Source organism: Pelagicoccus mobilis (assembly GCF_016595505.1).
In the GTDB taxonomy this organism is placed as follows: Bacteria; Verrucomicrobiota; Verrucomicrobiia; order Opitutales; family Opitutaceae; genus Pelagicoccus; species Pelagicoccus mobilis.
Map to the genome: position 1 here is coordinate 17,411 of NZ_JAENIL010000001.1, position 25,453 is coordinate 42,863.

General features: G+C 54.3%; 22 protein-coding genes. 5 read left to right on the forward strand and 17 right to left on the reverse strand.

Going from position 1 to position 25,453, the window contains the following annotated elements:
- Window positions 1-8: 8 nt before the first annotated feature.
- The gene (locus JIN87_RS00055; RefSeq protein ID WP_200353449.1) at window positions 9-1,391 is read left to right on the forward strand and encodes a hypothetical protein; all 1,383 of its coding nucleotides are present in this window, start codon (window positions 9-11) and stop codon (window positions 1,389-1,391) included.
- A gap of 97 nt (window positions 1,392-1,488) precedes the next feature.
- Here JIN87_RS00055 and JIN87_RS00060 read toward each other — a convergent pair whose 3' ends face one another.
- From JIN87_RS00060 to JIN87_RS28065, 7 genes are all read right to left on the reverse strand, one after another.
- Window positions 1,489-2,367 (reverse strand): sugar phosphate isomerase/epimerase family protein, encoded by an 879-nt coding sequence (locus JIN87_RS00060; protein WP_200353450.1) that lies wholly within the window; start codon window positions 2,365-2,367, stop codon window positions 1,489-1,491.
- Window positions 2,368-2,570: 203 nt separating this feature from the next.
- Window positions 2,571-4,133: a sigma-54-dependent transcriptional regulator gene (locus JIN87_RS00065; RefSeq protein ID WP_200353451.1), complete on the reverse strand. Its 1,563-nt coding sequence runs from the start codon at window positions 4,131-4,133 to the stop codon at window positions 2,571-2,573.
- Window positions 4,134-4,209: 76 nt separating this feature from the next.
- Window positions 4,210-4,710, reverse strand: coding sequence for a M50 family metallopeptidase (locus JIN87_RS00070; RefSeq protein ID WP_200353452.1), 501 nt, complete (start codon window positions 4,708-4,710; stop codon window positions 4,210-4,212).
- A gap of 18 nt (window positions 4,711-4,728) precedes the next feature.
- Window positions 4,729-5,502, reverse strand: coding sequence for an alpha/beta fold hydrolase (locus JIN87_RS00075; protein WP_200353453.1), 774 nt, complete (start codon window positions 5,500-5,502; stop codon window positions 4,729-4,731).
- A gap of 53 nt (window positions 5,503-5,555) precedes the next feature.
- On the reverse strand, window positions 5,556-6,941 hold the full coding sequence (locus JIN87_RS00080; protein WP_200353454.1) for a hypothetical protein: 1,386 nt from the start codon (window positions 6,939-6,941) through the stop codon (window positions 5,556-5,558).
- Window positions 6,942-7,056: 115 nt separating this feature from the next.
- Window positions 7,057-7,335, reverse strand: coding sequence for a type II toxin-antitoxin system RelE/ParE family toxin (locus JIN87_RS00085; RefSeq protein ID WP_200353455.1), 279 nt, complete (start codon window positions 7,333-7,335; stop codon window positions 7,057-7,059).
- Window positions 7,335-7,838, reverse strand: coding sequence for a HigA family addiction module antitoxin (locus tag JIN87_RS28065; RefSeq protein WP_234033156.1), 504 nt, complete (start codon window positions 7,836-7,838; stop codon window positions 7,335-7,337). The genes JIN87_RS00085 and JIN87_RS28065 overlap by 1 nt, the downstream gene beginning before the upstream one ends.
- Here JIN87_RS28065 and mutS point away from each other — a divergent pair.
- The 3 genes from mutS (at window position 7,810) to JIN87_RS00105 (ending at window position 14,020) form a co-directional block, all read left to right on the forward strand.
- Window positions 7,810-10,389 carry a DNA mismatch repair protein MutS gene (mutS, locus tag JIN87_RS00095; protein ID WP_200353456.1) on the forward strand — a complete coding sequence of 860 codons (2,580 nt, stop codon included), beginning with the start codon at window positions 7,810-7,812 and terminating at the stop codon, window positions 10,387-10,389. The genes JIN87_RS28065 and mutS overlap by 29 nt on opposite strands.
- A 127-nt stretch (window positions 10,390-10,516) precedes the next feature.
- The gene (locus JIN87_RS00100; protein WP_200353457.1) at window positions 10,517-11,662 is read left to right on the forward strand and encodes a glycoside hydrolase family 26 protein; all 1,146 of its coding nucleotides are present in this window, start codon (window positions 10,517-10,519) and stop codon (window positions 11,660-11,662) included.
- A gap of 426 nt (window positions 11,663-12,088) precedes the next feature.
- Window positions 12,089-14,020, forward strand: a complete 1,932-nt coding sequence (locus JIN87_RS00105) for a methyl-accepting chemotaxis protein (RefSeq protein WP_200353458.1) — start codon at window positions 12,089-12,091, stop codon at window positions 14,018-14,020.
- Window position 14,021: 1 nt separating this feature from the next.
- Here JIN87_RS00105 and JIN87_RS00110 read toward each other — a convergent pair whose 3' ends face one another.
- From JIN87_RS00110 to JIN87_RS00155, 10 genes are all read right to left on the reverse strand, one after another.
- Complete coding sequence (locus JIN87_RS00110; protein ID WP_200353459.1) at window positions 14,022-14,978, reverse strand: type II secretion system F family protein; 957 nt, start codon at window positions 14,976-14,978, stop codon at window positions 14,022-14,024.
- Between the two features lie 8 nt (window positions 14,979-14,986).
- Entirely contained in the window at window positions 14,987-15,799 is an 813-nt protein-coding gene (locus JIN87_RS00115; RefSeq protein ID WP_200353460.1) for an NAD(+)/NADH kinase, read from the reverse strand.
- 75 nt (window positions 15,800-15,874) lie between these two features.
- Window positions 15,875-16,642 carry a TlyA family RNA methyltransferase gene (locus JIN87_RS00120; protein WP_200353461.1) on the reverse strand — a complete coding sequence of 256 codons (768 nt, stop codon included), beginning with the start codon at window positions 16,640-16,642 and terminating at the stop codon, window positions 15,875-15,877.
- Window positions 16,632-17,579, reverse strand: coding sequence for a riboflavin biosynthesis protein RibF (ribF, locus tag JIN87_RS00125; RefSeq protein ID WP_200353462.1), 948 nt, complete (start codon window positions 17,577-17,579; stop codon window positions 16,632-16,634). Before ribF ends, JIN87_RS00120 begins: the two co-directional genes overlap by 11 nt.
- 15 nt (window positions 17,580-17,594) lie before the next feature.
- Entirely contained in the window at window positions 17,595-18,317 is a 723-nt protein-coding gene (truB, locus tag JIN87_RS00130; RefSeq protein ID WP_200353463.1) for a tRNA pseudouridine(55) synthase TruB, read from the reverse strand.
- Between the two features lie 19 nt (window positions 18,318-18,336).
- Complete coding sequence (locus JIN87_RS00135) at window positions 18,337-19,323, reverse strand: DHH family phosphoesterase (protein ID WP_200353464.1); 987 nt, start codon at window positions 19,321-19,323, stop codon at window positions 18,337-18,339.
- Entirely contained in the window at window positions 19,320-19,709 is a 390-nt protein-coding gene (gene rbfA / locus JIN87_RS00140; RefSeq protein ID WP_200353465.1) for a 30S ribosome-binding factor RbfA, read from the reverse strand. The genes JIN87_RS00135 and rbfA overlap by 4 nt, the downstream gene beginning before the upstream one ends.
- Before the next feature lie 98 nt (window positions 19,710-19,807).
- Complete coding sequence (gene infB, locus JIN87_RS00145) at window positions 19,808-22,363, reverse strand: translation initiation factor IF-2 (protein WP_200353466.1); 2,556 nt, start codon at window positions 22,361-22,363, stop codon at window positions 19,808-19,810.
- Between the two features lie 72 nt (window positions 22,364-22,435).
- Window positions 22,436-23,695 carry a transcription termination factor NusA gene (gene nusA / locus JIN87_RS00150; protein ID WP_200353467.1) on the reverse strand — a complete coding sequence of 420 codons (1,260 nt, stop codon included), beginning with the start codon at window positions 23,693-23,695 and terminating at the stop codon, window positions 22,436-22,438.
- 105 nt (window positions 23,696-23,800) lie between these two features.
- A complete protein-coding gene (locus JIN87_RS00155; RefSeq protein WP_200353468.1) occupies window positions 23,801-25,054 on the reverse strand; it encodes a DUF2851 family protein in 1,254 nt (417 codons plus the stop codon).
- Between the two features lie 132 nt (window positions 25,055-25,186).
- Here JIN87_RS00155 and JIN87_RS00160 point away from each other — a divergent pair, with 132 nt between their 5' ends.
- Window positions 25,187-25,450 (forward strand): hypothetical protein, encoded by a 264-nt coding sequence (locus JIN87_RS00160; RefSeq protein WP_200353469.1) that lies wholly within the window; start codon window positions 25,187-25,189, stop codon window positions 25,448-25,450.
- Window positions 25,451-25,453 lie beyond the last annotated feature (3 nt).

Consider the following 25,453-nt stretch of genomic DNA (forward strand, 5'->3'; position numbering starts at 1 on the left):
CATTTCGCATGAGACGACTAACAACTCTACTCACATTAATTCTCCTTTCGATATCCCCCTCCACACTACTCCGTAGTTCTTCCCCACCCGAGCTCGATCAATACGGCGGTCTAAAGTCCAAGCACTTCGACATCGAAAGCAATGGCTTCTTCCGCACTCATTACCAGGACGGTCAATGGTGGCTCGTAACTCCCGACAACAACGCCTTCCTCTCATTCGGGCTGAACCACTTCCACTCCAATCTATGGGTACAGGACTACAACAAGACTCACTGGGAAAATAAATTCGGCGGCACCGCGTGGTCTCCAAACTGGAAGGAATCCTTCCACGATCACGCCCGCCAACTCGTCACGGATTGCGGAGCGAACACCATGGGTTACCACAACGAGGAGGCCATTCTCTTATCGCGAAAACCACTTCTCCCTTACTTCAAACAGTACATCCCAGTAAAGATCTCGATGCACATGAAGAAGAAGGACTACGTCGATGTCTTCGCTCCATCCTTCAAAGAGATGTGTAACGCAGCTGCTCAAGAACAAGTCGCCCCTTATGTGAATGACAAGATGATCATCGGCTTCGCTATGGCCGACATCCCTGTCCTAACCGAAGGCTGGGCCAAAGCGGTCCAAAGACAAAAAATCCCAACCTGGGCCATGGTCCTCCGAAACCTTCCTGCCAAGGCACCGGGCAAGCAAGCTTACATGAAAGTCATCAAAGATCGGTATTCATCAATCAATGACTTCAATCAAACCTACGCTACAGAGTTCCCTTCATGGGCTGCCTTAGAAAAAGCAGAAAACTGGCGCGACTTCACTGATTTCAGTAACGAGACTGAAATCGCCGACAACAACTCGTTCAACGAGCTCTGCATGCGGAAATACTACGAGACCGCTTCCACTGCCTTCAGAGCAGTGAACAAGAACCACCTCTTTCTCGGCGACAAGCTAAACGCAAACATGCGGGTAATGCCCGAACTCGATCTTACCATCGACGTAGCGAAGGACTATGTAGACGTGATCCTTTTCCAATTCTACGGGGACGGGGCCTACCAAGACCGTATCCAAAACCGCATCGCCGAGGTCGCTCAAAAACCGATCATCAACGGTGACGGCGGATTCGGTGCTTTCGGCGACCCTAAGATGCCCAACCCGCAAACGCCAAAAGCCAAAGACCAAACACAGCGAGCAGAGTGGTTTTACAAATACGCGAAAACATCCTTCGCCCACCCAAACTTCGTCGGTTACCACGTCTGCGGCGTCATCGACTCCTGGAAAACCGCCCCCCACGGCACGCAAAAACCCGGAATCATAGACCCACTCGGAGAACGTCACGACGCAGTGATCGATATGTTCTCAAAAATAGCGGACGACCTATACTCTTTCCGCGACTGAGGTTCTCTCTCCTATCGCCGTATTGGACGGTCCAATCTCTCGCGAGATTGGCTACTGAAACGGCAATGCCAGAGCATTGCCCTCCTGTACGTCAACTCTACAACGACCCCAGATACTGGATACTCTGCTGGACGCTCTTGATTGGATCTGGTGATTGATCCTGCTCTACGTGACAGTGGGACACTCCTGCCTTTTCAGCCACTTTGATGATCGGCTCGATGTCGATCATTCCATTTCCGAGCTCCTTGAAAGCATCCTTCGGCAGCTGCCCGAACTCCGGCAGGGTCGTACCTTTTTTCAAATCCTTCAAATGAAGCTGAGAAACTCGGCCCTTTAGCTTTTTGATCAGCTTGACCGGATCCACTCCACCGACGACTACCCAAAAAACATCAATCTCGAACATCATGTCCGAATCGAACTCTTCTACGAAAACGTCATAGCCAGACTTGCCACCTTCCTTCGGCTCAAACTCGAACGCATGGTTGTGATACGCAAGCTGCACTCCCGCCTTCTTAGCCTCAACGGAGGCCTTATTGCAGTTTTCCGCGAGACGCTTGTAGTCGTCGAGCGTCTCCCGATTGTGGCCGTGAACGTAAGGAACAACCAAATGCGTCAGCCCTGCTTCATTCGCCTGATCCAGAATCTGCGCGAAAGGAGCGACTCCCTCTTTCTTCGGATCCGTCACCGACTCCCACGCAAAGTGCGAAGAGTTGACCGCAAGACCGTTGTCCTTGGCCACCTTGATCATCTCCTCCGCATCGGGAAAACCATAACACTCCACTTGCTTGTAGCCAGCTTCAGCCACGCTCTTCAGCGTTCCCGCCAAATCCGCCTTCAGTTGGTTGCGGAGGGTGTACAGCTGGATGCCGATATCGTTGCGGTAGCGGTTGTTCTTGCTCAAAGCCAACGCCTGAAAAGCAGCGGAAGAAGCAAGAGTGGATGCGAGAGCGGTTCGTAAAAATTGACGACGTTTCATATTAGGTATTGGGGTGATACGACAAGAATGCTCGCCGCCCCGTCTCTTGTACAGCCCCTTCTCCATTTCGACGATCGAGCCCATTTGCAGCTTTCGATCCAGACCTTTGGACGTGTCCTCCCACGACCTCCCTGGTCGCAGGAACACCATTTAAAAATGCAGGCCAAAATAGTGGAGGGCCCATTCAAGAGCCCTTCCTAGATTTACCCAGCCGAGTACTCGTCCAAGCGCTTCTTCAGCGTGTTTCGAGTAATACCCAAAATCTCCGCCGCTCGAGCTTGGTTACCCCCAGTCTCCGCTATCGCGCGCTCGATCATCTGGCGCTCGATCAAAGTCAAAATCCGCATCTCCTGACGCTCCCTCAACTCGTGGTAAAGCTTATCGTAAATCGCAGGAAGCGATATCGGCATCGGCTCGACAGCTCCCACAGTCGGCTCGATGGCCGCTGGGACCGCCGCTTCCACCTTGGGCTCCTCAACAACAGGAATCGCTTCCGGAACCGTCACGGGAGATTCACTTGCCTCCTCCACAGGAGCGGGCGTCGGACTCGAAACCGGGGGAGTTCCCTCTTCAAGTTCACCTCGAATCGTATCAGGCAGATCCTTCAGCAATATCGCGTCCCCTTGCGCAACCACCGCGCTACGGTAAACCACGTTGCCAAGCTCACGGACATTGCCCGGCCAAGCGTAAGCCACGATTGTCTTGAGAGCATCCGCCGAGACACGCGTCACACGCGCCTTTTTCTCCTTCACCAGATTCTGGAGCATAAAGTCCACGATATCAGGAATGTCCTCCTTACGCTCCTTCAATGCCGGCACCCGAATCCGAAATACGTTCAGTCGGTAGTAGAGGTCCTCGCGAAACTCCTTCTCCTCCACCATCGTTTCGAGATCCTTGTTGGTCGCCGCGATGACGCGCACGTCCACCTTGATGGTTTCCGTACTGCCGACACGCTGGATCTCCCCCTCTTGCAACACGCGCAAAATCTTGGTCTGCGTCGCCAAAGCCATGTCGCCGATCTCGTCGAGGAAGATCGTACCCCGGTCGCATTGCTCGAAACGTCCGATCCTCTGCGTCGTCGCGCCGGTGAAACTGCCTTTCTCGTGACCGAAGAGCTCGCTCTCGATCAGATTGTCCGGAATCGCCGCGCAATTCACCGCCACAAACGGTCCGCCGGAACGAAGGCTGTGCTGGTAGATGCACTTGGCGATCAACTCCTTGCCCGTACCGCTTTCACCCGTCACAAGCACCGTAGCGTCGCTTGCCGCCACTTGCCCGATCACCTTGAAAACTTCCTGCATCGCCGGAGAGTTCCCCACGATCCCTTCCTTGTAGTCCTCGTAGTTGACCTTCTTCTCGTACTGCTTGGCCGACTTCATGTCCTGCGACGAGCTGATCGCCTTGTCCGCGATCTCGATCACCTTGTCGACGTCGAAAGGCTTCATGATGTAGTCGTAAGCCCCAAACTTCATCGCCTCGATCGCCGTCTGAGCAGTGCCAAAGGCAGTCATCAAAACGATCTGTAAACTGGAATTCGCCGAACGCATGTGCTGCAGAGCCTCGATACCCGAGATCCCACCCATGCGCACGTCGCACATGATCAGGTCCGGCTTCAGCCCGGCCTTTACTTTCTCGATTCCCTCCTCGCCACTAGCGGCAGTCTCGATGTGGTAGCCGCGGCTTCCTAGAACGCGGCTAAGGGAGTAGCGAATCTCTTCGTCGTCATCGACTATTAAAATGGTGCTCATGTTTGTTTCAGCGGACATGCAGTCAGGGTTTTCTGGGAAAGGCACAAATCAGTGCAACCCATTAACGCTTTATCAGCAAATTCCATTCCCACCGCTAATCATGCTTAGAAGTAAGCAATCGCCAAAGATCCAGCCCGTCGCTCAGCCAAACCTCCCCTTCAGGGCCATCCGGGCGATACTCGATCGGCCAAACCGCCACGATCAAAATCCGAAAATTCGCCACCAGCAAGCCCAACCAAACGATCCAAACCCAATCTCCCACCACCGAGTTCACCAACAACCAAGCGAAAAGCAAAACAGCAAGCGAGCTCGCCAACGGTCCCCCAATCGCCACCACTGCCTGCACTCCGCGGGATTCGCTCTCACGGTCGTAGCGCGTCGCCCCGTACCGCAAGCCTCGCGAGCGTCCCACCAGCTCCAGCCTCCCCAGTCGAAGCTCCTTCCTCGCCCCAGCCGATCCCACTTCCAGCGCCACCTTCTGCCGAGTCGTTAGCAACGCCATCACGGAGTGACCAAGCTCATGTAGAAACACACCGCTAACGATCCCGCCTAAATAGCAGGCGATCAGGCAAACCAGCTTTCCGACCAAGAGCATTTCCCCAAAAAAGCCTATTTAGCCGACGAACTCAGCCAAAATCTCCACAAAACGCTCGCGGCACTCGAAATGCGGATTGTGCCCGCTCTCCGGGATCACCTCCAACGCGCTCGCCGGAAAATACTCCCGCAACTCCGGCACCTTATCCTTGATGAAGTAGCGGCTCTTCCCGCCCATGATAAACAGAGCATCCCCATCGTAGCGATCTCCCGGTTTCAACGGATTCGCTTCGATGTCACGTTGGCCGCCCACGATCGCGTCCAAATTCACCAGCCAGCGAAACTGCCCCGTCTCCCGATCCTTCTCCAGGTTGGTCAGAAGGAACTTACGCATCTTCCAGTTCGGAACGTGCGGGATCATATCCGTCTCCGCGTCAGTCCGAGACTCCAGCCCCTCCAGATCGACCGCACGCATCCCTTCGAAATCGTCGTCGTGATTATTCGGATACCGGTGAGGGTGAATATCCACCACCACCAGCTTGCGAATCGCCTTCGGGTACTCGCAGGCGATCTTCATCGCCAGCTTCCCTCCCATCGAGTGGCCGATCAACACCGGACGACCGTCCAGATTCTCGTCCATAAACTCAAGGATGTCCTCCATCATCGCGTCGTAAGTATGCGGTTCAGCCGCAGGCGAATCCCCGTGATTCCGCAAGTCCAAGCAAAACACGTGATGCTTCTTGGCTAAATCCTTAGCCGCCGCCTGCCAATTGCGCGAAGATCCCAACAAACCATGCATAATCACAATCTGCGGATTCCCGACCTCGCCATACTCTCTGAAAAACAACTCCATAAACCGCCCTCATAAACGAGAGCAGCTCAGCGATTCACAACCCAAAAAGAAAGTCACCCTTCCGGCGATGGAAGATTCTCCAGCAACTCCTGCCGGAACTCGTCACTCAGCTTATCCGAATTAGCGACGTAGTCCTCGATCGCCACAATGAGACTATCGGTTTGCTCGCCCAGATCCCGCACCCGCACGTATTCGCTCAAATTGATCAAAGCGATTTCGATGGACTTCGGGGTCTCCAATGAATCCGCATGGCTGAGGATACGCTCCGCGGAAGCTCCATATTTGATCGCTGGATTAAACAATCCCCAAATAGCGTAGTCCTTGGTTCTCCCCGCCGGCATCGACAAGAAATACTCCTCAGCCGCATCCAGATCCGATATGGCCCATTGCCTCATCGCATCCTGTGTATGCCAAGCGCGTGCGGACGCGTTTTCGAACCCGGCTACACTCTCGAGAGCCAACGCTGGATCCACTCGAGCGAGAGGACTTATCAGATTTTTCAATACAGCTTCATCCCCTTCCAAACTCGATATCAACTCCACGATACCCGGCAGCTCGTCCGCAGTCGAGTTACCCACCCACTCTTCCGCAACCGTAGATAAGGCGCTGCTGACGAGAGCTTCGTCTCCGCTTCGCAAGACATAATCGAACGCTCCCCTCCCATCCACCGAGGCCCACCCACTCAAAATCCCCAACATCGCCTTCTTCGCCAATGAAGCGTCACCCAAACGATCTAGAGCTCTGATCGGCGACTCCGAATCGTATCGCCCCCAATCACGAAACAACGACTCCACCATAAACTCTGTTCCATTCACTTCGCTGGAAACCAACACCTCCAAAACGCGGTTCCTGACTTCATCCGTCTTAAAACTCGAAACCACCCGACCAAACAACTCTTGCCTATTCAATTGGCTCTCCACCCCCAAGAGCAGTTCAGTCGCTAAACGAGGATCCGTATCCGCAATACTTTTCGCGACTTTCGCAAGCTGCGGCACCAACATCTTCCCGCCGTTGGACACCGCCATCATCGCCTCCCAAGCCGCATCGGGATCCGTCTCCGCCCAAGCCGCCGCCGCGCTCCCCATAAAGCTCAGCCGATCCCGCCCCTGTAATCCCAACGCAAACTCAAAGGCGGGTTCCCCTTCCTCAGCGGCCCACTCCGCGAACAACTCCTCAAGCTCCACCACTTTTCCTGGCCCATTCCGCAAAGCACTCAAAACGCGGTAACGCCCCTCGAAATCCACCTCGCTCCCCGAAGCACTTGAGGATACAAACTTCGAGCGAGGCGCATCTTCCGATCCGACCTGCGTCGCAGTCCTCGAAGTTTCGTTTGCTCCCTCCGCCTCCAAGCCCAAGCTTGACTCACGAAACACGGTGAAAAACAGAACAAGCGCAAGCAAGGAGCCAGTACCAAGGGTAAGCAAGAGAGGGATTTTCATGAGGGGCAACAGAGAGTTAAGGCCAAGGTAACAGAGCCCTAGGTCCCCGCTTTAACACTCGAGGTTCCCCAAAACTATTCTAAAGATCTCCTCCTCCCCCTAGCCTTCTAGGACCTCAATGATAGTCCACTATCTCAACCCCGGCAGGACCTTGGCTTGTCCAGACGAAACAAATACGGAACTGCCGGTTTATCCGGATGGAATGCTGCCCTTTGCGGTCGCCGACAAGGGCTTCCAGCTGATTACCGGGCGGGACTCGCAAATCATCCAAAGACTCAGCCGCATTGAGCTGAATAAGCCGTCGCAATGCGACTCGGGCGATCGACGCAAACCGTCGCGAGCGCTCCGTTTCCCAAAGCCTTTGCGTTTCCTTATCCGAAAAGGAACGGATCATTAGCGGCCATAGCCTGAAGGATCTTCAGCGACCGATCCGATTGGGCGTATGTGAGCCGTGAGTTTCTTCTCACTTCGCAAGGCCTCGCGGATATCACACTCGGTCTGGATATTGAGCCAAAAACGAGGCGACTGCCGAAAATATGCGCCCAAACGCACTGACATCTGAGCCGTGATCGATCGACGCCCGTGTACGATCTCATTGATCGCCCGCGGCGAAACACCAAGCGCTCTTCCCAAGGCATTTTGCGAAATCTTAAGCGGATCGAGATAGTCCTCTTTCAAAATCTCTCCCGGACAAATGGTACCCATTCCATAACGCATAACGTTATAGTACTCACCGTCAACTCCACTCTTCTCCCCCTCGCAATGCAATCTATCAACTTCGCCCTTTACCTCTTCCCTCCTCTTCCCAAATTTCCCTGCTCCCTCCACCATCAAGAACAAAGCACCCAAGACCCAGCACCCAGAAGAAATGGCTCGCGAAAAGAAGATCACCCCCATGATGCAGCAGTACTACGAGGTTCGCAAGACCCTCCCTGCCAACACCTTGCTGCTCTTTCGTCTAGGTGACTTCTATGAAATGTTTCACGAGGATGCCGAAGTGGGAGCCCAAGTTCTCGGCATCACGCTCACCAAACGCAGCGACTATAAGATGGCGGGCATCCCCTTCCATGCCGCCGAGCAATACATCGGCAAAGTCCTCAAAGTAGGCATGAAGGTCGCCATCTGCGAGCAAGTCGAAACGCCTCAGGCCGGCAAGCTCGTCAAACGCGCCCTCACCCGAATCCTGACTCCCGGCACCACCATCGAGGATAATCAACTCGACTCCCAGCGAAACCACTACCTAGCTGCCATCGAGTACGACAAAGCCGGATTCTCGCTCGCCTGGATCGACCTTTCAACCGGCGAATTCCGTATCGCCCACGATTCGAAGCCAGACGACCTCCTCCCTGTCCTGGTCTCAATCGACCCAGCAGAATTGCTTCTCATCGAAGGCACGCAGGAAAATTGGCAAAAGCACTCTCATAACAACCCAGTATTTGAGGAGCTGATACACTTCGCCAACTCAAGATCCACAAGCGAGCAACCTGCCTTCCAGTTCGATTGCGACTCCGGATCTCAAGCAGTCATGGAGATCCTCGGCGTGATCAATCTCGAGGGCTTTGGCATCGACAAGACACACGACGCCCTAGGCTGCGCAGGAGCTCTTCTCCACTACGCCCGAGAAACACTCCGCTCCGAACCAAAGAATCTGTCATCAATCAGCGAATACAGCTCCAAAGCCTCGCTGCTCATCGACCCTGCAACCCTACGCAACCTTGAGATTTTCAAGTCGACCCGCGGGCTACGCGAAGGCTCCCTCATCGAAGCCATCAATGGCTGCAAGACCGCCGCAGGCGCCCGACTTCTCGAGCAATGGCTCATCGCACCCGAACGTGACATACCAGAGCTCAACCGACGCCTCGATTCCGTAGAACAATTCTTCGGCAATCCGATGGCCGCCACCGAGCTGCAGAGCACCCTCAAATCAGTACGCGACATCCAACGCATCCTCTCCCGCATGCAAAACCGCTTGCGAAACCCACGAGAGCTAGGCGGCGTTCGCGATACCCTCGCCCAGATCCCCGAACTTAAAGCCAGCATCCAAGAAGTAGCCTCCGCAGATCCAGCGGACACCAACCCGCTCGACGGGCTCACCAATCGCCTCCACGAACTCCCAGCTCTTACCGAGCTTCTCGACCGCGCCCTCAAAGAGGAGCTTCCATCCAAGCTCGACGACGGTGGCTACATCGCCACCGGATACGACCCCGAGCTTGATCGTATGCTCTCGCTCACCACCGACAACAAAGTCTGGTTGGCCGACCTCGAGTCCGGCGAACGCGAGCGAACAGGAATCAAAAACCTAAAGGTCAAGTACAACGGAGCATTCGGCTACTTCATCGAAGTCACCAAATCGAACCTCTCTCTCGTACCCGAAAATTACATACGCAAGCAAACGACCGTAAACGCTGAACGCTTCATCACCGAGGACCTCAAGGTCAAGGAGAAGGAAATCTTCCATGCCGAGGAAAACTCGAAGCGTCGCGAAGAAGAGCTCTTCCTCGGCCTCATCGAGGCAGTCCTCGAAGAGTCCGCTGCACTTAAGGAAACCGCCGCCGCTCTCGCCGAGCTCGACGTCTTTTGCGGTTGGTCGGAAATCGCTCGCCGCTGGGACTACAGCAAACCGGAACTCAACGATACAGACCTTCTCGACATCGATCAAGGGCGCCACCCGGTCGTGGAGCAAATGCTCCGCAAAGACAGCCAAGGTCTCGCCGGCAGCCACGCGTTCGTGCCTAACGGAATCAACATCAGCGCATCCAACAACCAAATACACCTGATAACCGGGCCTAACATGGCTGGTAAGTCGACCTTCATCCGCCAGGTCGCCCTCATCACTCTCATGGCTCAAGTCGGCTGCTGGGTGCCGGCAGCATCCGCAAAGATAGGAGTCGTCGATCGCATCTTCTCCCGTGTCGGAGCTAGCGACGACCTCGCCCGAGGTAACTCGACCTTCATGGTGGAGATGAACGAGACCGCCAACATCCTCAACAACGCCACCGAGAGCAGCCTAATCATCCTCGACGAAATCGGCCGTGGCACCTCCACCTACGACGGTCTCTCCATCGCTTGGTCCGTCATCGAGCACTTGCACCGCGACACCGAAGCTGGCCCCAAAACCCTCTTCGCCACCCACTACCAAGAGCTGACTCAACTCGACAAACACCTAAACCGCCTCGAAAACTACAGCGTCGCAGTAAAGGAATGGAACGACGACATCGTGTTCGTCCGCCAAGTCGTCAAAGGAGCTGCCGACCGCAGCTACGGGATTCAAGTCGCCCGCTTAGCCGGCCTCCCTACCCCTGTCATCGACCGCGCGAAAGAAATCCTAGAGAAGCTCGAGTCGGACGACTCCACAGTCACCGTTTCCAGCCCCACGCCCACACCCGTCGCGAAGCCCCGGAAGAAAATCAAAGTCGCTAAAGACGAGAATCAGCTCGGACTCTTCTGAACGCCAAGCCTCAGGCGCCCCACGCGGGAGTCGCAACCACCGTAAACCAGACTCCAATAGATTCCGCTGAATCACCTACCAATTTCACATCAATTGGCCTATTTTCAGTGCCTCACCCCCACAGTGCATGTCAGTATCTCGAGCCTTCGCTTTTCTCACTCTCATTCTTCCAGTTGTCACCGCGACTGCGGAAAACTCACGCCCGCAGCCAATCGATTCAGGAGCAACCGAAGAAACCCAAAATCTGCTAGCCCATCTCCACCACATTGGCTGGCACACAGACTCCTTCATGTTCGGCCAAGAATTTCCGCTCAGCTACCAGAGGGAGATGAAAGGAATAAACGATCCAGCCACTTCTGATCTGAAAGAAGTCGTCGGCGACCACCCAGGCGTACACGGATCCGACTTCCATTTCATGATCGACAAGGATCCCCATGAAATCGTCGCTCACAAGGTCGCCGCCCTCACCGCTTACGAGTCAGGCTCTATGGTCACCTTCGATTTCCACTGGGTCGGGAAATACGGCGGGACCCACTCCTGGCACAAGGAAGACGCCAAAATCCTCTACAACGTCGTTAACGACAACGACAAGAGAGGCGACGTCACATGGTTCTACCAATCCCTCGACGAAGTGATTCGCATCGTCAACGAAGACCTGCAATTCCCCATCGTCTTCCGCCCCTTCCATGAGATGAACGGCAATTGGTTCTGGTGGGGCAGCAAGCTCAAAGGCGGCCCCGAAACCTACAAACAAGCTTACCGCATCCTCGTCGATTACATCAAAGAGCGAAGCGACTACTTCCTTTTCTGCTGGTCTCCAGACAAAGACCTCACCCTGGAATATTATCCAGGAAGCGAATACGTCGACATCATCGGCTTCGACGGCTACGGCCAAGGCAATCCGAAAGTCCACTGGTTCACCGTCAACGATATGATCGAGCAACTGGAAGCCGTCGTCGATTTCGCCGCCAAAGAAGACAAGGTCGCCGCCTTCACTGAAACTGGATACGACACCAAAAACAACGTCGACTACCACACCACTCGTCCCGACTGGTGGACTCAAAGCGTACTCGATCCCATTCTCGCAAGCGAGAAGGCAAGCCGTATCGCCTGGGTGCTTACATGGATAAACTCAGATTGGTCCGGCCCTTACACGCCGTACTCAGGATCTCCCGAGCCTTCCAAGGAAGCCTTCCAAAAATTCCACGCCCACGAAGCGACCCTTTTTCAAGAAGAGGTATCCTCTCGATCCATCTACGCCCCCTTGCGGTAGCAACGAAGCTCCCTGTTCAAAACAACGGGAGTTATTCTCTCTTCAGAAGGAGTCAGTTTCGGTCCAGCCACCTAGTCCGAAACTGCAAAGAAAAGGTCATACACTACGTATTCCCTCAGCAATCGCCATCTCCCGAGGCTAATGGCCGTCTCAAAAATCTGGTTTTACAGAATTTTGGCGAGAAACACCCAGAAAAACTCTCCTTACGTAAAATTAGGGTCTTTTTCACCCCTAAAACACCCCAATCCGTCTCCCATTTAGTCCTACAGTTCACTAGGCACCCCAAACGAAGCATTAGTGTTTTTATGCTTTTACCACGAAATAAGTAATGCAACTCCCCTCGCTACCTAATCCATAGAATTCAGCGCTCAAGGGGCAAGTAACACTACCGATAGCTAGAGCGAATAACGTAACCAACTATTCCCCGTGAACGCCTTACTCAATCGCCTTAGCTTTTCCAAACGAATCATCATCCTGATGATGATCCCACTTTGCGGTCTATCGATCTTCAGCATCGTCACTATCCTGGACCATATCCAAGCCACCAAACAGACTCAGCGAGAAATCGACTCGGTCACCGAGCTTACGGAACTGGGAACTGTAATCGCCGAAGCAATACACGAATGGCAAAAAGAGCGCGGTCGCTCAGCTGGCTATCTCGGCTCGGCAGGCAAAAAGTTCTCGAGCGAGATCAGAAGCCAACATCGCTCCAGCGACCAAACCATGGCAACCCTGCGTCAAGCGATCCAAGCAAACGACTACTCCCTTCAACCTCCAGAATTTCACGCGGCCTTGGACAAGAGCGTCTCACTGATGGAAAAAGTGCCAGGCCTCAGAAACGAAGTGCTTGCTCTAAAAATTAAAGGCGGCGACGCAGTCGGCCAATATACAAAGATGATCACCAGCTTCCTGAGCGTGATCGACACATCCGCCAAACTCACTCAGGAGTCCGATATTTCCCTGCTACTCGTTTCCTACAGCAACTTCCTCCGAGCCAAAGAAAACATGGGCATCGAGCGAGCGGTTTTGAGCAACGCCTTCGGAGCAGACGCCTTCAAAGCTGACTTCTACAAGCGCTATTGCACCGTGCTCGCCAATCAGGCCGCCTACCTTTCCAGCTTCCAAGCGTTCGCCCTCCCCGAACATATCCAATTCTACAAACGGACCGTACGCGGCCCCTCCGTCGACAAAGTGTCGGAGTGGGAAGCCCTTGCATTCGCCAAAGCGGATACAGGCGGATTCGGAGTCCGCCCTGAAGACTGGTTCACCGAAATCACCGCCAAGATCGACCTCATGAAGACAGTAGAGGATCACATCGCGAACTCGGTCCGGCAAAGCTCCGAGCAAATTGCCTCCGCCAATAGCTCGAAGTTCTACACCCTCGTCTCCACAGCAGCAGCTCTCATAACGCTCACCCTTGGACTCTCCTATTGGGTCGCCACCTTCACATCTCGCTCGCTTCGAGAAACCGTCTCTCGCCTTCATCAAGGAGTCGACGAAGTGGCAGCCGCTTCCGGACAAGTATCGCAAGCCTCCATCGCCATGGCCAATGCGGCCAACGAGCAATCCACAAGCCTCAACCACACCAGCGGCATTCTCAGCAACATCACCGACATTACCCGCAGCAACGGCGAACTGGCTGGCAACGCAAACGCTATCACCGCCGAAGCCCGCAAGATGGTCGACAACAGCCTAGAGGAAATGCGAACCCTCCAAAACGCGATGGATGAAATCCGCACTTCCAGCGACGAGATTTCAGCGATTATCAAGACCATCGACGAGATCGCCTTCCAAACAAACATCCTAGCCCTAAACGCCGCCGTCGAAGCCGCTCGCGCCGGACAAGCAGGCACCGGATTCGCTGTAGTTGCCGACGAAGTACGAAACCTCGCACAACGCTCTGCTCAAGCAGCCAACGATACCACCCAAAAGATCGAGGACTCCATCAAGCGAGCCCACAACGGGACCAGCATTTCCAGCAGCGTCGGATCCGTACTTGAGAACATCGTAGGCAAGGTACGTGAGGTCGATGACGTCGTAACTAAAATCGACGAAGCCTCCCAAAACCAACTCGCCGCAATCCTCGAAGTCCAATCCGCCGTACGCTCGCAAGAGGAAGTCGTTATGGGCGCCTCTACTTCTACCGAAGAAACAGCTTCCGCAGCAGAAGAGCTTCACAGCCAAGCTGGCAATATGCAGGCCTCGATTCGAGACCTCGCCCTGCAAGCAGGTATCGCCTACAGAGACGAAAACCTGATCTCAGCCACTCCAGCCCAAACTCAACCGGCCAGCCACTCGGCACAAAACGAATTCACTCCTTCCCGAGCAAAAAAAGAAGAGGAACTTCTCTGGAACTAGATTAAGCGCCTATTTCCATTAGCTGCTCATAATAGTCGCTTACAAGAACCACGATCTTGTAGGCGATGTATCCAAATATCCCGATCAAAACGATCTTTGGATAGAGCACTGAAGCGAGCAGCAGACGATTGCTAGCATCCTTCCGATAGCGACTCCCGGCAGCCTCCAAATTCTGGTCAAGCTTGCCGCTCTCCTCGCCGGAACGATACATCTCGCGAAACCCAGAAGGCACTCCCCTTAACTTAGAATCCATCGCTTCGCTCGCCTTTCGGCCTTGTGCAACCATTTCCAGCACTTGATCGCAAAGGCGATTATGCTTCGGACTCCCTGAGGCCATTGCAGCCGTACGCCAAGCGTCCTCCACTCCCAAGCCAGCAGAGAGGCAGCTGCCAAGAACATCGCACAAGACCCCAGACTCCCAATACATACGATACGAGGCAATCACCGGCACCCGCCTCGCGATCGACAAACAGACGCTCGGCAAATACACCGCTAAGCTCCACACAAAAAAAACGAACATCCATAGCGGTACAATCACCATACCCGCGGACACCAGAAAAGCTGTCACGTCGCCACTTACTAAATACGTTATGGAAAAGACAAGAGCAGCAAAATGCAGCAACAAGATCGGGTACGCCAAAGCGAGCGTGATCCGTCTTTTCACCTTCTGAGCTTCGCGACGTGACTCCGCTATCTTTCGCATCGCCTGCGGGATACGAGCCGAACGCTCCGAGGCAGCCAGAATAGCATGCTCAGCCTGCGAGAGCGAAAATACCGGATCCATAAATACCGTGGCCCAACTAGCTCCTTCGCGAAAAGAACCAATTAGGCCCTCGCTCCTATCGTTCGGCAAGGGTTTCGCCAATGCCACCGCGTTGCTAGCCTCCATCCCGGAGTCAACCCCATCAGCAACTTGCTCAAGCCAATCCGCCAGCTGCTTATCCGACAATCTAGCCATTGAAAAAGCTAAGCTTCGCCCGCGTATCCACCACTCCACTTCAGTTTATGGCGGACAACATTGAAGTGCGAATAATCGAGTTTCTGAGCAATCTGTAGTCGACTCTCTGAGACATGAATCCCCAAGGAACTTCCTTCGAGAATATTCAAGTTTCTCTGCCCATCGAGAGCGACAAGCAAACGCTGGCCTGGCTTGGCATTCTCGATCCGCAATTTAACCTTAGTCGGGAAAATAATGGAGCGATTGCTCAAGGTATGCGGGCAAATCGGAGTCAACGAAATCGATTCAGAATCCGGATGCATCATTGGACCGCCAGCCGACAAGTTGTACGCCGTCGAACCAGTGGGCGTACTAAAGATCAAACCATCACACACGTAGGTCGTGACAAACTCGTCATCCGCGAAAACATTGATATGGATGATCTGGCTCGAATCCGCCGCCTTCACCACCACATCATTCAAGGCTAGATCGATATGGTTTTCGTGAGCAGTGCACTCAAGCAAGGCTCTCCCCTGCACCTTAAACTCTCCTGCCAAGATCGAAGGAAACAAAGCCTCGACCTCTTCGGACGTGTAGGTCGTCAAAAAGCCAAGCGTCCCTCGGTTCACTCCGATCACCGGGATCTGCGCCGATGTCGCTTCTGCCGCCGCGCTCAGGAACGTTCCATCGCCGCCAACGACACAACAAGCATCCATGTTAGAGAAGCTCCCAGCAGGGACCGGAAAACCGGTGATCGCCTTCGTATCCACGCCCTTCTCACGGGCAATTTCGCCAAGTCTCTCAACCAGCTCTACCGAACCAGATTTGGTCCCGTTTATCACAAAGGCTAATCTCTTGATCGCATTCATCAGGCAAGTTCACAGACATAAAACTGACAAACCACTGATTTTCAATCACTAAAGACGACTGTCACCGGATCGTTTTACCAATCCCAATAGAAACTCCACGTTTCCATCGCCTCCCTTTATGGGCGATACCATCTCGCCAATATATCGAGCCCCCGGCAACTCTTCCAAAGCAAACTGCTTAACACCTTCCATTGCCTTCGATCTCGCCTTTTCGTCACGGATGACGCCCTTGAACTTGTCAGCGATCTCTTTCCCCACTTCAAACTGAGGCTTTACGAGAGCAACCAAAACGCCTTCCTCTTTCAAAAAAGGCCACACGCAGGGCAAAACCGTCTTCAGCGAAATAAAAGACAGATCCATCACCATCCGGTCGTATTCAGAATACGGAAGAAGATCAGCGCTCAGGTAGCGGGCGTTCGTCTTTTCCAGATTCGTCACGCGCTCATCGTTTCGCAACTTCATGTGTAGTTGCCCATAGCCTACATCCACACAAGTTGCTCCCGCCGCCCCGTGCTGCAAAGCACAGTCCGTGAATCCTCCAGTGCAAGCTCCTACATCGAGAACCTGCGTACCTTCAAAGCCGAGCTCAAAGTTCTCGATCCAGCCGAGAAGCTTCTCCCCTCCACGACCCACAAATCTCTGACCAGCTTCGACCTCGAGTTCGATATCCTCCTCGTACTTCGTACCGCCCTTGGTTAGTCGCTCTGTCCCGCGGCGAACCTTCCCCGTCATGATCAAGGCCTTCGCCTCGCTGCGGGAACTCGCATACCCACGTTCGAGCACGATCTCATCCAGTCTCTTCTTTTTACCTGCCATCGAAAAAGGCTCTCGCTTGATCAACGTCCTTAGCAATCTGGCGCTTCAGTTCGTCGATCCCATTAAACTTCTCCTCCTGGCGAAGAAAGCTGTGCCACACGACCTGCAAACGATGCCCGTAGTCAAACGGACACTCATCCAAAAGAAACGCCTCAAGCAGGGGTTTATCCGTCTGCTCAACAGTCGGTCGTATTCCGAAATTGGCGACAGCTCGGTACTGATGGTCCAACGACACGTCTGAAACACTCACCGCGTAAACGCCGTAAGCAGGCCTCAAATCCCCCTCAAACGGAAGGTTCAGAGTAGGAGCATCAATCGTACGCCCCATACGCTTCCCCTGAGTCACAGTACCAATGCTATAATAGTCATAGCCTAAGAGTTCATTTGCCTCCCCGATTTGTCCGAGTGTCAGTAAATTGCGTATCCGCGTGCTGCTTACGCGTTCGGCTCCGGAATCGAGACAAGGGACCGACTCTACGCCAACCCCTAGCAGATCTCCCTGCAGTTCAAGTTCGCCCATGTCACCAGTCCGACCTCGCCCGAATTGCCAATTCTCACCGGCATGCACCGATTGGATGGCAGGCAATTCGCTCTTGAGGTGAGCTAGGAACTCGGATGCTTCGATAGCGGCAAACTCACGCGTGAAAGGCTCTTCCACAATAAAGTCCAAGCCAAGCTTCGCGAGCTCAAGCCGCTTCAGCTCCGGACTCAGAATCATGCGAGCAGGGTCAGCCGGACGAAACAGGCGACTGGGGTGAGGCCAGAAGGTCAAGGTACCGCAAACGCCTCCACTTTCGCGGGCAGCCTCTTTTGCAGATTCAATCACCCGCTGATGCCCGCGGTGCAAACCGTCGAACATCCCTATCGCCAGATGCACGGGACAATCGGCAGCATAATCTACCGTTCGCAAACACTCGAATTGCTTTGTCCCGCTCATGTTAGCCTCTCTTCCTTAGAAAAAGTTGTCTGGAGTCGCCTCGTGCGCAGGGATCAGCTTCTTCTCGATCTCCGAGATTTCCATCTCCTTGAAGGCATCCAGCTCGACCGCCTGAGCCGTGCTGAAATCATCAGAAGCGTCACGGCGCAAAGCCGTGAGGTGCGCTCCGCATTCAAGCTTCTCTCCGAGATCGTTCGCCAAAGTTCGGACGTAAGTGCCCTTCGAGCAATCCAGAGTGAAATCAATCTCCGGCAAATCAAAACGCGTGATCTCAAATTTGGATACGCGAATAAAGCGCGGCTCTCTCTCTACTTCCTGTCCTTTGCGGGCCAGTTTGTAGAGGCGTTGTCCCTTGATTTTCACCGCCGAAAACATCGGAGGCGTTTGGTACTGGTCGCCAACAAAGTCACTCATCGCGAACTGAGCCTGCAGCTGACTCAACTCAGGGACCGGACGCGTTACCGTGATCTCACCATCGGCATCTTGCGTATTGGTCGATTCACCCAACTTGATCGTGCCTGAATAGGTCTTGTCCAAACTCGTCAGGTACTGGGAAAGCTTGGTTGCCTTTCCGACAAGAATGATGAGCAAACCGGTCGCCATCGGGTCGAGTGTCCCCGCATGCCCGACGCGCTTCATACGCAATTTTCGACGAACTTGATCCACCACATCGTGGGAAGTCATCCCACTGGGCTTGTCGATAAGCAAAACGCCTTCAAGATCTCTTTTCTGTTCCATTTTCTAAAACTTAAATACCTTACACCTCACCGAGCCGTCGCTCAACGGCAGCAAGCACTTTCGGCTCAATTTCGCTCAAAGACTCGCCCGAACTAAACGCGGCCGCACAGGCATGACCACCCCCGCCAAACTCTCGAGCCAGCGTATCGACACGGTAATCAGCATGCTCAGCCCGAAAACTCCCTTTCACCGTGGACTCTCTTTGCTCCAAATAAACGCCGATCTTCACACCCCGAATCGAGCGTGTATAGTCCACAAACCCTTCCGTGTGTTCGTAAGTTGCTCCCGTATCCAAAAAGTCCTGATACATCACTTTGCCCACACCCAACTGCCCATCGCACTTAGTTTGGAGCGTCGCTAGAAAACGCTGCAACAATTCCAGACGACACAGAGGCTCGTTCTCGTAGAGAGCTTGGGCCGTCGTCACAGGGCGAGCCCCACAATCAACAAGGCGACCGCTAAGTTCGAATACACGACGCGACGTAGCAGCATACGAGTACCGCCCTGTATCAGTCATAATACCTGTCAAAAGGCATTGTGCCGTCAGCGGATCGACATCCCAACCAAAATCAAACGCAAGGCCAGCGATCATTTCACAGGTCGCAGCCGCTTTCGAATCTACCAAATTGAAGTGAGCGTACTTCGTATTCGAAATGTGGTGATCGATATTTCCGAGAAAATTGTGATTCGCGATCGCCTTGCTAGACTTCGGCCCTACTCGCCCTTCGTCCGCGCAATCCACGAACAACAACGAACTCTCGTCGAGATTTTGCCTCAGGTTCAAAACGGGCGTTTCTTGGATTAGAAACGAAAGAGCGTCGGGCACCGGGTCCGCATTGAGCGCAACAGCATCGACACCTTCCGCTCTCAACAAACGGGTCAGCGCCAACTGCGAGCCGATACAATCGCCATCCGGGCGAGCGTGCCCAAGCACCAGAACTCGATCATTCGCGATGCTGGCGAAGAGTTCGCTAAATCCTTCAGCCAACTGCGGAAAGTAGCTCATGATTCTTCTTGTTCTTCCGCGCTCTGCAGATCGGTGAGCTCCTCATCTGGAATCTCGAGCTCGTCGATCAAGTCATGCACCTTGTTCGCCGCCTGGTTCTTTTCGTCGAACGCAAAAGTCAGATCCGGCAAGTACTTTAAGATGATCCGCTTCCCCAGCTCCCTTCTGAACATAGACTTGTTCTTCTGGAAAAACTGCTGAGCCATGCGGCGGCTATAGTCCTTTGTTTCAATAACTGAATACAAGACAAGAGCGTTCTTGTTGTCCGGAGACACGTCCACCTCCGTGATCGTGATCATCACAGCGTTCGTACGAAAACGCGTGTGCAAGATATCGCTTATCTCGCGCTTAACCAGCTCGCCAACTCTAACTTTTCGATTGCTCATAGGGCTAAAGAAGTAGGAGCGACCTCGGTGGCGAATCTGCTTTCTAGAAAAGAGTCATCGCGACCAAGGTCGCTCCTACGAAAGAAACTGTTTAAATCCTACAGGCTTGGACGGATCTCGTGTACTTCGTAGATTTCGATCGTATCGCCTGGCTTGTAGTCGTTGAACTTCTCGATCTGGATACCACACTCGGTACCAGCGCGAACCTCCTTCACGTCGTCCTTCACGCGGCGGAGCGTCTGTACCTTGCTGTCGTGCATAACCTTGTTGCGGCGCATGACACGCGCATTCGCGCCATGTGAAACGCGACCTTCGGTAACCAAACAGCCAGCAACAAAGCCCTTCGCGATCGGGAATACCGCACGAACCTCGGCCGCGCCGATCTTGTTTTCGCGATACTCTGGATCGAGCATTTCGATCATGTCATCACGGACGCGGTCAACGAGCTCGTAGATGATCTGGTAAGAGGAAATCTTAACCGCCTTGTTCTTGGCGACCGCCGCTACACCGTTGTCGGAACGAACGTTGAAACCAATCACTTCAGCTTCACCAGCATGCGCCTTTTCAACATCGCTCTTGCTGATAACGCCAACGCCCTTGCCAATGATTTCAAGAGCAACCTTTTCGCTCGTGATCGATGTGAGAGCTTCGCAGATCGCTTCGAGCGAACCGAACGCATCAGCCTTCACAATAAGGCGAAGCGTCTTTTTCTGAGTTTTAGCGATCGCAGCGAAGAGCTTTTCCTGCGGAGACATTCCTGCAGTAGCTTCGTCTTCCATCGCCGCCATTTCGGCCTTCATCTGGTGCTCGTTGTCAGCTGCTAGGCTCTTAGCAGTCTTCTCGTTCTTAACCGTCTCGTAAACCGCACCACAATCCGGAGTGGTCGACCAGCCGATAACACGAACAGGGGTCGCAGGCGGAGCCTTCTTCAATTGCTTGCCGTTTTCGTCGAGCATCGCCTTCACCTTGGTGGAAGCTGGACCGCAAACAAGCGCGTCACCCACCTTCAGCGTACCGGACTGTACGATTACGGTCGCGGTCGGACCACGGCCGACTTCAACAGAAGCTTCGATGACAACACCTGAAGACTTCTTCTTGGGATTCGCTTGAAGCTCGAGAACTTCGGCCTGGAGAAGAACCATGTCGAGCAGGTCTTCGATGCCAGTTCCCTTCAATGCGGAAACTTCGACACAGATCGTTTGACCACCCCAATCTTCGGAGGCGATACCACGCTCCTGCATCTGCTGCTTCACCTTGTCGACATTCGCTCCCTTGGTATCGATCTTGTTGATCGCTACGATCGGCTGAACACCTGACTTCTGGATGAACTTGAGAGCTTCGTCCGTCTGTGGCTTGAAACCGTCGTCCGCCGCAACCACCAGGATCGCGATATCAGTGACGTCCGCGCCACGAGCACGCATAGAGTTGAAGGCTTCGTGACCAGGCGTGTCGAGGAAAGTGATCTTGTGATCGTTATGCTCGATCTGGTAGGCGCCAATGTGCTGCGTGATGCCGCCCGCTTCGCCCTTGGTGACGTTCGCCTTGCGGATGTAGTCGAGCAAAGAGGTCTTACCATGGTCAACGTGGCCCATGATACAGACGCACGGAGGACGGTGCTCAAGATCGCCTGTTTCATCGATCTCTTCCTTCTTCTGCTGCTTCTTCTTGGCCTTGTTGCCTTCACCGCGATGGCGGATTTCGAGAAGGAATCCATGCTTAGCCGCAAGCTCGCTGGCCACATTCTCTTCCAAGCTTTGGTTGATGGAAGCGAAGATACCCATCTCCATCAACTCGGAGATCAACTTAAATGGCTTCACGCCAAGCTCGTTGGCGAAATCGCGCACCACGATTGGTGGCTTCAGGGAAATCTGCTTTATCTCGTCAGGATCGCCGCTCGCTGGAGCTGCCTTGGCTGCCGCCGGGGGAGCGACGCTACCAGGACCCGCCGGAGGCGGCGGTGGCGCTTTCGGAGCCCCCATCGCTGGAGGCGCTGGTGGAGCTGGTGGACCAGCGGGGGCCGGTGCGGCCGGTGCCTTGGCTACTGGCTTCGGCGCGACCGGTGGCGGCGCTGCCGGGGCTGGTGCTGCAGGTGCAGGAGCACCTGCAGCGGCACGAACGCCAGGATTCACGGAAGGAGGAGCAGCGGGCGCGGGCGCCGCAGGTGTCGGTTTTGCAGCCGGAGGAGCGACCTTTGCTGGTCCTGAAGGAGGAGCGACCGGAGGCGGAGCCATCGGCTTGGGAGCCGCTGGAGCTGGCGGAGCGACAGGTGCAGGAGCAGCCGGGGCCGGAGGTGGCGGAGGTGCTACGACCTTCGCCGCGGCAGCCGCCTTTCGGGCCTCTTCCTCTGCCTTCTTCGCGTCTTCCTTTTCCTGAGCGATCTGCTCTGGGCTCTTCACGAACTTAGACAAGTCTGGAGCTGTCGGAGGCGCCGGAGGCGCTTTCTCTTCAGCTTCTGGCTCTGCTGCGGCAGCCTCTTCTTCGCTTTCGCTGGCTGCGTTTTTCTGGGCGAATTCCTCACGGAGGGATTCGGCGGAAATGTTGTCGACGGTGCTGGACGCGCTTTTGACCTCGAAGCCGCGCTCACGCAACAACTCGATCAATGCGGCATTCTCCATACCGATTTCTTTAGACAACTGATAGATTCTAACGCTCATGCAGGAAAGTGGGTGTCGCTATATAAATAAAGGAGGGGATGATTTAGTACTCAGGTGTGGTTGTTGCCTGTATTAAGATGAGATGCCCTGCGACTGAAGGAACTGGTTCACCTTAGCGAGGATGTCAGCCGCCTCTTCAGCGGAGAATCCCATTTCAGCCAGATCGTCAACCTCGACATCGAGGAAGAGCTCTGGGCTGATCAAACCGTTGTTAACCAAACGCTCGGCAGTAGCAGCATCGATGCCTTCGATCTGGTTGAGGCCTTGAGCCGCTTCCGCTTGCTTGGTCTCCATGCTCACTTCTCTTACCTCTTCCTTCATGATGTCGATCTTCCAACCAACAAGCTTAGAGGTGAGACGAGCATTTTGCCCCTTGCGGCCGATCGCTACTGCGAGATCGTCTTCAGAGACTTCGATAGAGATTCGGCGGTTACGCTCGTCGACGATCACGTTACGCGGGATCGCTGGCTTGAGAGCTTCGAGCGCCATTTCCTTCGGGTCTTCGAAGTAGCGGATAATATCGATCTTCTCGCCACCGAGCTCGCGAACGATGCTCTTGACGCGGGCTCCACGAGCTCCGACGCAAGCGCCAACTGGGTCGACCTTCGGGTCTGTGGAAGTAACCGCGATCTTCGTGCGGTAACCTGGCTCGCGAGAGAAGGCTTCTATCTTCACCGTGCCATCCGCGATTTCAGTCACTTCCAGATCGAACAAACGAAGAACGAACTTCGCGTTGGAACGTGTAAGAATAAGCTCCGGACCACGGTTGGTCGCTTCGATTTTCAAAAGAAAACAGCGGATACGTTCACCAGGCGAATAGTCTTCGCCAGGGACTTGGTCACGCGAAGGCATCATGGCTTCCGCTTTGCCGAGATCGATGATCAGATCGCCACGCTCGCGACGTCTTACGATTCCGGATACAATATCGCCTACCTGATCCTTAAAGTCGTCGTAGATACGCTCCTTCTCGAACTGGCGGAGACGTTGCATGATCGCTTGGCGAGCTGTCTGCGCCGCGATACGCCCGAGATAGGCAGGATCGATCTCCTTTTCGTAGATGTCCCCGATGTTGAGTTCGGTGTCTACCTGGCGCGCTTTCTCGAGAGAGATTTCAGTTTTCGGATCACTTACAGAATCAACCACGTCGAGCAACGCCCAAGCGTTCATCTTTCCATTACGCGGATCGATGGTGATCTTCAGTTCCTGCCCCGCGTTTACGCCCTTGGCCGCGGCGTTCTTAATAGCCGTAATAATGGCGGAAATCATGTCTTCACGACCGATTCCCTTCTCTTTTTCCATGTACTCCAGGACTGAAAGAATTTCGCTGCTCATCTTAGTTGTTAGTGCCTATTTGAAAAAAAAAGCGGGTCACTGACCCACTTTCAAAAAATAATTGAAATTGTGAAGCGGGAACTAAATTTCCCGCGATTGAGAAAGTCAAGCGTGTGCTTGGACGCTCTCAACCCCTTGCGTTTCCTTATTAGATACGCTTTTGGCACCGAGCACTCCCTGCAGCCAACCGTTGCTCATAAGGACCTTCCTAGGCTCGAGCACCTGCAACAACTTCAGGGCCTCCACACAGGAATCCGGCCGATCTCCAGCCGGCCAATGAAACCAGAGAGCAAAGCAATCAACTCCAAGCCTTGCCGACACCAAGGGAAACAACGCATCGCAAATGAGCGTATCCAGTCGCGTACCCCCCAACTTGCCGCCTAAGACCAACGCAACCATCGACTTGCGTAACTTCTGAATCCCCAGATCCATACGAGCCTCGCTCGTCCCCCACTCCTCTTCTTTCAGCTTATGCCCTACTTCCTCGATAGCCTGCCCAAACAAAGCGAGATTCTCAGGCCAAGCTGGCACCACCGACACCAAATCCATATATTGCTGAAGACGCGTTCGCGGATGGTTCGCCGGGCGGCATCCATTCAGACGCCACCGATTGCCGGCCACTCCCATCAACAGGTCTACAGGCAGCTTCCCCCCGACGAAGGCGTCCATCCCGAACCGCTCCGCAATCATCAGCATCGGCACCCGGTTTCGGGCAAATCCCAACACTTCCAACGTACTCTGATGGCAAGCCCCCTCCCAACCGAGTCGCTCAAGCCTCAGCTTCGCGAAATGCCGCTTCATTCCCCACCGCCGTTCAGCCAAGTCCCTCAATCGTTTCTTTCGGTCGCTTAGATCGTGCTGCAACAACGATTCTACCTCCGGCCTCAAATCGACGCCAGTCGACGCCACCAAGGAATCGTCCCCCGCGTACTCCTCAAGCGAGTACCAAAGCAACGGCAAAAGACTCACCCGCGGCAACACGGTCCCACAACTCGTCCGGCACTCCGGAGCGCCCTCGCCAGGATCGTAATAGAGCACGTGCAACACTACGTTATCGTAGGCAGGATTTTCCTCGTGCCCATGCGCCTTCCAATCCGCTTGAGAGAAATGCACCTCCACGTCTCCACGCACGTCCAAACCGTCGACCCTCAACAAAGCTCCGCGAAAGTCGGGTCCCTCCAGCCGATTCCAGGTCCCAGGAAAAACGACCTGCACGCGACGCCCCTGCTCATCCCGCAATCGCCCCTCATCGAAGGCCTGTTCCAACCAAATCTTCTGCAAGACCAGTTCGCTGACATGGTAAGGACCATAAGGCCCGTGGAATTCCTCCACAGATTCGGGGCGGGTGTACGGGGACATACTAGAGGGGTAACAAAGGGTTGGACCACCAAACCAACAGAGAAACACGACACGACCAAGCGTTTTCTCAAAACTCAGTAGAGGCACGCAAACAGTTGACGCTCCGGCACAATTACATGCATACCCGTCCCCATGCCCTCAAAGCACGACTCAGATTGGGAACTCGTTGAGGAAATCCCTGGCGAGAAGAAGCCAAACGCCAAAAAAGGCGGCTTCATGTCCCTCCTAAAAAACAAGACACTCTGGATCGGCCTCATCGCCGGCGCCGCCCTTGTCATCGCGGTTCCCGTGCTTCGAGTCATGCTACAAAACGCCCTGAGAGCGTGGTGGATCTGGGTAGGCCTCGCCCTCTATTTCATCTGGGCCCGCCTAAAAAAAGCCGGAGCAACAAAGTAGCCT